Annotated in this window: 5 protein-coding genes and 1 pseudogene; 3 read left to right on the top strand and 3 right to left on the bottom strand. The window is 45.1% G+C overall.

Going from position 1 to position 8,607, the window contains the following annotated elements; translation table 11 throughout:
* The first annotated feature begins 168 nt into the window (after positions 1-168).
* Positions 169-1,497, top strand: a complete 1,329-nt coding sequence (locus F6K37_RS25745) for an SUMF1/EgtB/PvdO family nonheme iron enzyme (RefSeq protein WP_287253095.1) — start codon at positions 169-171, stop codon at positions 1,495-1,497.
* A 92-nt stretch (positions 1,498-1,589) separates the two neighbouring features.
* Here F6K37_RS25745 and purD read toward each other — a convergent pair whose 3' ends face one another.
* Positions 1,590-2,861 carry a phosphoribosylamine--glycine ligase gene (purD, locus tag F6K37_RS25740; protein ID WP_287253093.1) on the bottom strand — a complete coding sequence of 424 codons (1,272 nt, stop codon included), beginning with the start codon at positions 2,859-2,861 and terminating at the stop codon, positions 1,590-1,592.
* A 296-nt stretch (positions 2,862-3,157) separates the two neighbouring features.
* Positions 3,158-3,569: pseudogene (tnpA, locus tag F6K37_RS25735) on the bottom strand (IS200/IS605 family transposase).
* 70 nt (positions 3,570-3,639) lie between these two features.
* Between tnpA and F6K37_RS25730 the strand changes: the two are divergent.
* Complete coding sequence (locus F6K37_RS25730; RefSeq protein WP_287253090.1) at positions 3,640-5,037, top strand: RNA-guided endonuclease InsQ/TnpB family protein; 1,398 nt, start codon at positions 3,640-3,642, stop codon at positions 5,035-5,037.
* A gap of 156 nt (positions 5,038-5,193) precedes the next feature.
* Complete coding sequence (locus tag F6K37_RS25725; RefSeq protein WP_008185038.1) at positions 5,194-6,150, top strand: NAD-dependent epimerase/dehydratase family protein; 957 nt, start codon at positions 5,194-5,196, stop codon at positions 6,148-6,150.
* 324 nt (positions 6,151-6,474) lie between these two features.
* On the opposite strand, the gene F6K37_RS25720 is transcribed toward F6K37_RS25725, so the two are convergent.
* Positions 6,475-8,373: a serine/threonine-protein kinase gene (locus tag F6K37_RS25720; protein WP_287253088.1), complete on the bottom strand. Its 1,899-nt coding sequence runs from the start codon at positions 8,371-8,373 to the stop codon at positions 6,475-6,477.
* Between the last annotated feature and the right edge of the window lie 234 nt (positions 8,374-8,607).

Below are 8,607 nucleotides of genomic sequence, written 5' to 3'. Positions count from 1 at the left end.
TTCCTGAACTACTGCTGACTTTTTCAGCTGGTCACCCACCAGGAGGTATTGACTCAAACTATTACTCTGACTAATTTGTCAGTTTTACTGAGATCTAGTCTACCGTACTTTTAAAAGAGCCGCACCCTAATTGATTTTGGCACAGTGCGCCAAGTTACCGACACTTTTATGTTCAAACAATCTGCTGGGAATGTTACCAGTATGATTTCCCCTGGGTATACTCCCCTAGAACAAATCCATGGTCAAGCGGTACCCCAATCGGATTTCTACGCTCTAGGACGGACATTTGTTTATTTGCTGACAGGGCAAGAACCCTCAGATTTGTATGATGCTGGTAATGATATCTTGATGTGGCGACCCCATGCACCACACATTTCTTCAGAGTTAGGGGATTTTATTGATAGTTTGATGGTGCGAGTTTATCAACGTCCTAAAGATACTCAGGTTCTTTGGGAAAAGTTACAAGCAATCAACTCCGAACTTAATCCTCCACGGCCATCCCAGAAACCAGAAGATTCTACTGTTGTTAATAGACAACAATCAAGTCAAGCGGGGGGGTTGGGCAGTTTAGGAATAGCTGTAGTTGGATTTTTTAACCAATTCCAAAACTCCGAGCCCTCACCAGTCGAGGGAGTGACCCTAAAATCTTTTGAGTTTGATGTGGTAACTCTAGATAAATACGGTGAAATTAAAAAGCGCCGCCGTCACCAAGCCCAATATTTCACAGAAGACTTAGGCAATGGTGTAGGGCTAGATATGGTGTACATCCCTGGGGGAAGATTCCTCATGGGTTCACCAGAAACTGAGAAGGGACATAGCGACGATGAAAGTCCACAGCATTGGGTCAGAGTCTCTCCCTTCTTCATGGGAAAGTTTACGGTTACCCAGGCCCAGTGGCGGGCTGTAGCAACCTTATTCCAAGTCTCCCCTTCCCTAAACCCCCAGCCCTCTAAGTTCAAAGGCGATACTCTGCCAGTGGAAAAGGTATCTTGGTATGAGGCGATGAAATTTTGTGCTATTCTATCTAGGCTGACTGGACGAAACTATCGGCTTCCGAGTGAGGCGGAATGGGAATATGCCTGTCGGGCTGGTACCAGTACGCCATTCCACTTCGGTGAAACCATTACCACGGAAGTAGCCAATTACGATAGCAACGGTACATACAGCTCTGAGCCAGAAGGGGTATATCGAGAACAAACTACTCGTGTAGGTAGCTTTGGTGTAGCCAATTCCTTTGGTTTGTATGACATGCATGGGAATGTTTGGGAGTGGTGTGCTGACCATTGGTACCCAAACTACCTAAGCGCTCCGGTTGATGGTAGTGCTTGGCTAAATAGTATCAATGAGTATGATCATCATTCCCGGCTTCTGCGCGGTGGTTCCTGGGATATCATTCCTGGGATATGCCGCTCGGCTTGCCGCTTCAGCTATATCCCGGCAGACAATATCCAAGTCAACATTGGTTTTCGGGTAGTGTGTGATGTTATTACGGCTTGATGGGTTAACCATGGGTAATAGCCGTTGAGGGAGTATTGCTGGTCTCGTGTTGCTGCTATCAATGGGAGCAAGAACTTACGAATGCGATCGCATCAATAAACATCCTGCAAAACCCGATAACCAATATCCCGACGGTAATACATCCCTTCAAAGTGGATACAATCCATAGCGCTATAAGCAACTGATAAAGCTTGCGCTATTGTTTCACCAGTTCCGGTAACCCCCAAAACCCTACCACCACTGGTAACTAGCTCCTCCTGTTTCAGGGTAGTACCAGCACTGCAAACTATTGCTCCGTGTTGCTCAGCTTGTTCGATACCAGTAATTACCTTACCCTTTTCGTAAGCTCCCGGATACCCCTTCGAGGCAGCAATCACACAAGCAGCAGCCCCTTGTTTCCAAGTAATAGTTGGTAATTGCGCCAGTCGCTGTTGGGTACAAGCCAGAAGCACCTGATCTAGGGGAGTTTCTAGCAAGGGTAGGATAGCTTGAGTTTCTGGATCCCCAAAGCGACAATTAAATTCCAGAACCGTTGGGTTTCCTTCTGGAGTAATCATCAATCCTGCATAGAGAACCCCTCGATAATCAATTCCCCTGACCTTTAAAGCCTCAAGGGTAGGATTAAGAATTTCCTTTTCAATCCGTGTGCTTAGCTCTGGGGTAACAATCGGTGCAGGAGCATAAGCTCCCATCCCTCCGGTATTGGGACCGGTATCTCCTTCCCCAATTCGCTTATGGTCTTGAGCTGGTACTAAGGGACGAACCGTTAAGCCATCCGTAACAGCCAAAACCGAAACTTCTTGACCGGTGACACACTCTTCAATGACCACCGTCTCAAACCCATTCTGAAAGAGTGACTCCACAGCCGTTTCGGCCTCGTCTATCGTAGCCGCAACAGTTACTCCCTTACCCGCTGCTAAGCCATCCGCTTTGACCACAATTGGTGCTACCTGGGCTTTGACATAAGCCAATGCTGGCTCTGGTTCCGTAAACACAGCAAAACTTGGGGTAGGAACACCAGCCGACTGCATCAAATCCTTTGCCCAAGACTTACTCGACTCAATTTGCGCTCCCTCCTGGGTGGGACCAAACACAGGGATATCTTTACCTTGGAGATAGTCTGTAATACCTAAAGACAGTGGGAGTTCTGGACCTACCACCACTAGAGATATATGGTTAACCAGAGCAAACTCAGCAATTGCTTCAAAATCTTGAAGGTTTAATAAACGATTTTGGCAACCTGTTAGTGTAGCGGTGCCACCATTACCAGGAACACATATCACCTGCTCAATAGTTTGAGATTGCAGTAGTTTCCAGGCAAGGGCGTACTCCCTTCCCCCATTGCCGATTACCAAAATCTTCACTTTTTTTGTACACTCTGTGCTGAATACTCTATCTTATTCTATGAGATTAGCAAAATATTGAAGCCATTTTTACCGAAAAAAAATTACTCACAATTTAACTAGCTCGGCGGGAATTAACACGCTAAGCTGTGGCTATAGCGTGGGATGAAAGCCAGGTTGGGTGATTTTGAAGTTACCGTAAGGAGAGTGGAGCCTTAATCAAAAAGTTTTGACTCTTTTACTCAATGCCTGTCGCTCACAAAGGCTCCACTCTCCTAAGGTTTCGTCTCCGGGGTTCGATGCCCCATCACCCAACATCAGTCAGGTCTGTCCTGACTCTGAACGTATTCTTTGAGTTGTTCAACGGTAACGCCTCCACAACTAGCAATGAAGTAGCCGCCAGTCCAGAACACTTTTTTCGAGTAATACTTATTCACTTGATCGGGAAATTCTTTCCGTAGGTATCGACTGGAAACGGTCTTGAGATTATTGATTAGTTTGCTTAGCTGAGTCTGGGGATTGTATTGGATCAATAAATGAAGGTGATCCGCTTCACCATTGAACTCGACCAAACTACCTTCCCACTTAGACATCAGCTCTGAAAATATTGATTCTACGCGGGTTAGCATTACCCCTGTGAAGACTTTACGCCTGTATTTGGGGACTAACACCTTGAGGAGCTTTCAAGTTTGAAACGCTTCTAGCACGGTGGATATCATCTTTAGGCATGTTTTACACTAATTACTGTGCTGGTGCTAGAATAACACTAAGGCCTGCAGTAATGGTCGGATCGGCCCCTATGAAATCAACGCTTCAGTATCGAGCTTACCCAAACACTAAGCAAAAACTTGAGGCTAATTATTGGCTTCGAGTGTGTCGCTATTGGTATAACCGCCAGCTCGGAGATCGTTTCGATTGGTGGGAGAACAATAGAACCTACGTCAACGCTTGTCCGTTAGTTTGCGCGTTACCTGAGCTCAGAGATCAGCCGACTAGATACGGTCAACAGTCACAATTGCCTGGACTGAAAACAGATCTGATCAAGGTGTTTCATAGCGGTGAGCTGTTGGACTTCACAGGATTAGATTCAACCGTTTTGCAGGATGTCTGCAAACGGGCTGACGATGCTTTCAAGCGTTATATATCGGGTGATTCCAATGGCTTGCGTAGCGGTAAGCCACGGTTCAAGAACCAATCCAGCTACCGGACGATGGTGTTCGCAATGGTCAAACCAACGTGGATTCATCTTGTCCGCAAAAACTGGCTCTATATCAAGCTTCCCAAGCTGGGAATGGTGAAGGTTCGCATGCACCGACCAATGCCGGATGGTTCCGTTCTCAAACGTGTTAGCTTGACCAAAAAAGCCGATGGTTGGTATATCAATCTTACCGTAGAAGATCCTACGGTGCCTGAGTTGACGCCTGATCAGATTGTCCCCACTTGGGATAACTCAATCGGTCTTGACGCAGTGCTAGAGGGCGATGACTACATTGCCACATCCGAAAATACCAAATACAAATCGGCTAAACCGCTGCGTAAGTCTTTACCGAAACTCAAAGCCATCTCTGCTAAGAAATCATCGAAACGTTTTGGTTCTAAAGCCCGTCGCCAGCTAGCTAAGCGTGAATCTCGAATACATCAACGCATTGCTAGGCAGCGCAAGAATCACCGTTACAACCTGGCTCACAAGCTGGTGAAAACGGGCAAGAAATTTTTTTTCCCTGAGAAGCTAAATCTCAAGGGACTGACAAAACGAAATAAACCCAACAAAGCCGCTGATGGGACGTATTTGCCTAACGGCCAATCGGCTAAGTCTGGGCTGAACAAGTCTTGGTTAGACGCGGCGTTTGGTGAATTTCTAACCACACTGGACTACATAGCCTCAAAAGCTGGAGCAGTGGTTATCAAACAAAAACCGGCGTATTCCTCAATGATTCTGAGTTATCGGAACGAAGTTATATTTACGGATTGCTCAATCAGAAAGTATTACGATCCGGTTGAAAACGTTTTGGTTGACCGGGATGTGAATGCCGCAATCAACCTAAAACGACTTGGGCTGGGCGTTTTCCCAAGTATAAAACGGCGTAGTGGGAAGCTAGTCGTATCTGGCGATATGGACGATAGTACCACGAAGCAAATCGTGTCTATCTTACGGGACGGCACGGACACTCGATCGCTTCTCAGTCTTTGGCCGTAGGCCACGCCAAAGGCGAAAGGATCAAGAAGCCACCGCTATAGCGCGACTCTTAGCGGCGGGAGTGCGTCACGATAGTGTGCCAGACTAGATTTAATCTACATCGACATATAAACTAGTCTGCCCAAAGCTTAACCAATAGTTTGAAATCTTAAATTTATGGCTCTTAATATCGTTACGGGTGCTGCGGGTTTTGTCGGTTCTCACCTAGTAGAAACCCTTTTGAATCAAGGTGAGCGAGTGATTGGTATTGATCAATTTAACGATTACTACGATCCCAACCTCAAGCGCCGGAATATTGAAAATTTTAAAGAGCATCCCGCTTTTGAGTTAATCGAAAGTGATATTCAGACCTTGGATTGGGGATCGCTCCTAACTGATGTAGAGGTAGTTTATCATCAGGCAGCACAAGCTGGAGTTCGGGCTAGTTGGGGGGATGGTTTTCGGGATTATACCGAGCGCAATATTAACGCTACCCAAATCCTACTCGAAGCCGCCAAAGATGCCAAACATCTGACGCGATTAGTCTATGCTTCCAGCTCTTCAGTTTATGGTAATGCGGAAGCCCTACCGACATCTGAAACAATTCTTCCCCAACCGGTTTCCCCCTATGGGGTAACCAAGCTAGCAGCAGAACACCTATGTTTGCTGTATTACCATAATTTTGGTGTACCCGTTACTGCCTTACGCTATTTCACCGTATATGGACCGAGACAGCGCCCAGACATGGCATTTCACAAATTCCTAAAAGCCATTCTCACGGATGAAGCCATTAGCATATATGGTGACGGAAAGCAAACCCGAGACTTCACCTTTATCAAAGACATCATTGCCGCGAATCTGGCTGCAGGTAGCACACCAGCTGCTGTTGGGGAAGTCTTTAACATTGGTGGTGGTAGCCGAGTGGTGCTTGCGGATGTTCTCGACACCATTGAACAAATTGTTGGACATCCCATTAAGAAAAACTACATCGAAAAAGCGAAAGGAGACGCACGTCATACTGCAGCAGACATTACCAAGGCCAAAACCTTGCTAAATTATCAACCTCAGGTATCCCTATCCCAAGGCTTAGCCCAAGAATGGGAATGGATACAGACTCTTTACGCTCGTGTATAGAAGTGATCTAATCTTATATATCAATTCTCATGAATCAGATCCCCCCCTTATTAAGGGGGGTTAGGGGGTATCCCAAGTAAAAGAATAGTGTATATAGCAATTCTCTCTCCCATGAGGTACAAAGGGATCCCCCTAAATCCCCCTTAATAAGGGGTACTTTGACCTTTAGAACTTACCTCATATGAGGTACAAAGGGATCCCCCTAAATCCCCCTTAATAAGGGGTACTTTGAGGTTTAGAACGTACCTCATAAATGCAATAAACGCTACTATATCATAAGTGCGATAAACGCTATCTATTCTTCTTCAAGCTACAGAAATTCAGCTAAAGCTCAACCCCAGCTATTTGAAAGGCTTGTCTAATTGCACCAGCTAATTGCGATTGGTACTGTTGCATGTAAAATTCAGATGCTTGACGATAGGCGGACAACAGGGGACGAAAATTCTCAACCTGACCGTCTACAGTTCTGATATTAAGTAAAACCCAACCTAAGTTGTGGTAAGCCTCAGCATAGTCTGGTTTTAACTGCACGGCTTTTTCCAGATGGGAGCGTGCTTGTGCCCATTGTCCCACTTTTCCTAGTAAAGTGCCTAGACGGAATAAAGCAAAGGCATCAGATGGAAATTTCTGAATGTAGGCTTGATAGGTTTGGATAGCACCTTGATAATTCTGCAAGTGTTCCTGAGTGATTCCTTGATTTAGCGATACCCAGCTAGGAACGTCTGCTTTCTGGCTGGCTTGGTCAAAATTGGCCAGAGCCTCAGGCCACAACCCTTGCACAGCTTGCTTCCAACCTTTCAATCCCCAAGCAACTGCACTATCGGGGACTTGAGTGGTAAACTCTATAATCCTGCGCTCCACATCCCTAGACTGTCTAGTAACAACTGCCTTTTCCAAAGCAATGATTAAATAGGGATATATCCATTGCTGTTGATTGACATTAATCCAAGCTTGTAACCCTAGGGCAAAGGTACAGTTACTATCAATTTGTAGTGCCTTGGAAACAGCAGATTCTGCCTGTTGCCAATTGCCAAGCTTTCCCCATGCCCAAGCTAGATTAGCTTGTATCCAAACCTCTTGGGGAGCTAATTTGGCAGCTTGTTGCAACTGTTTTACCGCTGTTGACCAATTTGATTTACGACAATTTACCAGTCCTAAAACCCCATAGCTCCTGCCATCATTTGGTTGTAGTCGAATCGCTGTTTCTGCTGCTACCTCAGCTTGAGAGTCATTGAGATGCATCTGGACTAGGGCTAGTTCAACCGCAGCTTCACCATGGTTTGGCTGATTAGTTAGACATTTTTGATAAGCTTGAACCGCCTCTGCTAACTTTCCTTGCTTAAGTAATCCCCACGCTTTCCTTTGACTGGGAGAAACAAATTTACCTTTGAGGGCATCAATCAGTTCCTCGGCTGTCTGAAATCGCTCCTCTACCTTCATTCTCATTCCAGTTAAGATTACCTGCTCAATTTGGGGTGTAATCTGAGGAGCTAACTGTCGTGGTGGAATTAACGTTTCTGATCCAGCTCTTTCCGTAGCTTGAGCTGGTAATTGACCAGTGAGTAATTCATACATTGAAGCACATAGAGCATATATATCCGTAGCTGGCCAACGCTTACTCCGGTAACTGTATTGCTCAAGAGGAGCGTATCCTGGTGATAATGTTGCACTCATTTCACGGGTTTGACCGGCGATGAATTCTTTAGTAGCACCGAAATCAATCAATACGGCTCGATCTTGGTGATCAATTATAATATTATCTGGTTTAATATCTCTATGTAATAGTTGATTAGAGTGAACAACTGTTAGGGCTTCTGCTACTTGGATAAAATAGCCCTTGAGCTTCTCTTCCGAAAGAACACCTTCTTCTTGTAAGATTTTGTATAAGGATTTTCCAGAGATAAACTCCATGACTAAATAGGCAGTATTATTCTCCTCAAACCAATCATAAACCTGAGCAATATTAGGGTGGTAGCATTTTTGTAAGTAACTGGCTTCTAACTGAAATTTGTGGAGTTGTCGTTGTCGGTCAATCGGAGCAATAGAAGGGGGCCAAGTAATGGTTTTCCCCATCCTAGCTGCTTTTTCTGGCCAGAGTTCTTTGATGGCAACCTTGGCCGAGTTAGGTAGGTAAATTCCTTGGTAGGTAATGCCAAATCCCCCTTCTCCTAGGACTTTTTCGATCCGATAATGACTCTGCCTTAGGAGTGTGCCAGCAGGCAAATGGTAGGCTGATGAACTAACAGTCTCTTCAAACTCAAGAGCCGCACCACAACTAGTGCAGTAGTTGGTAGTGCCAGTATTAATATGACCGCATACTATACAGGTAATAAGCTGTTCGGCATTTAAATTGGTATAATAAAAATTAATAAATAACCCAATAATAGGAAATATGCCAGCAAAAAATTATCTGACACAAGAGCAAAAAACAATACTTCAAAAAGCCTTAAAAATAGA

Origin of the sequence: Moorena sp. SIO4E2 (assembly GCF_010671945.1) — a bacterium.
Classification (GTDB): domain Bacteria; phylum Cyanobacteriota; class Cyanobacteriia; order Cyanobacteriales; family Coleofasciculaceae; genus Moorena; species Moorena producens.
The sequence above is the reverse complement of the archived record's forward strand: the minus strand, read 5'-3'. Positions and strand labels throughout refer to the sequence as shown.

What these genes read in the sequence shown, in the direction of transcription:
- F6K37_RS25725 (WP_008185038.1), top strand. Translation starts at nt 5,194, where the DNA reads ATGGCTCTTAATATCGTTACGGGTGCTGCGGGTTTTGTCGGTTCTCAC.
- F6K37_RS25745 (WP_287253095.1), top strand. Translation starts at nt 169, where the DNA reads ATGTTCAAACAATCTGCTGGGAATGTTACCAGTATGATTTCCCCTGGG.
- F6K37_RS25730 (WP_287253090.1), top strand. Translation starts at nt 3,640, where the DNA reads ATGAAATCAACGCTTCAGTATCGAGCTTACCCAAACACTAAGCAAAAA.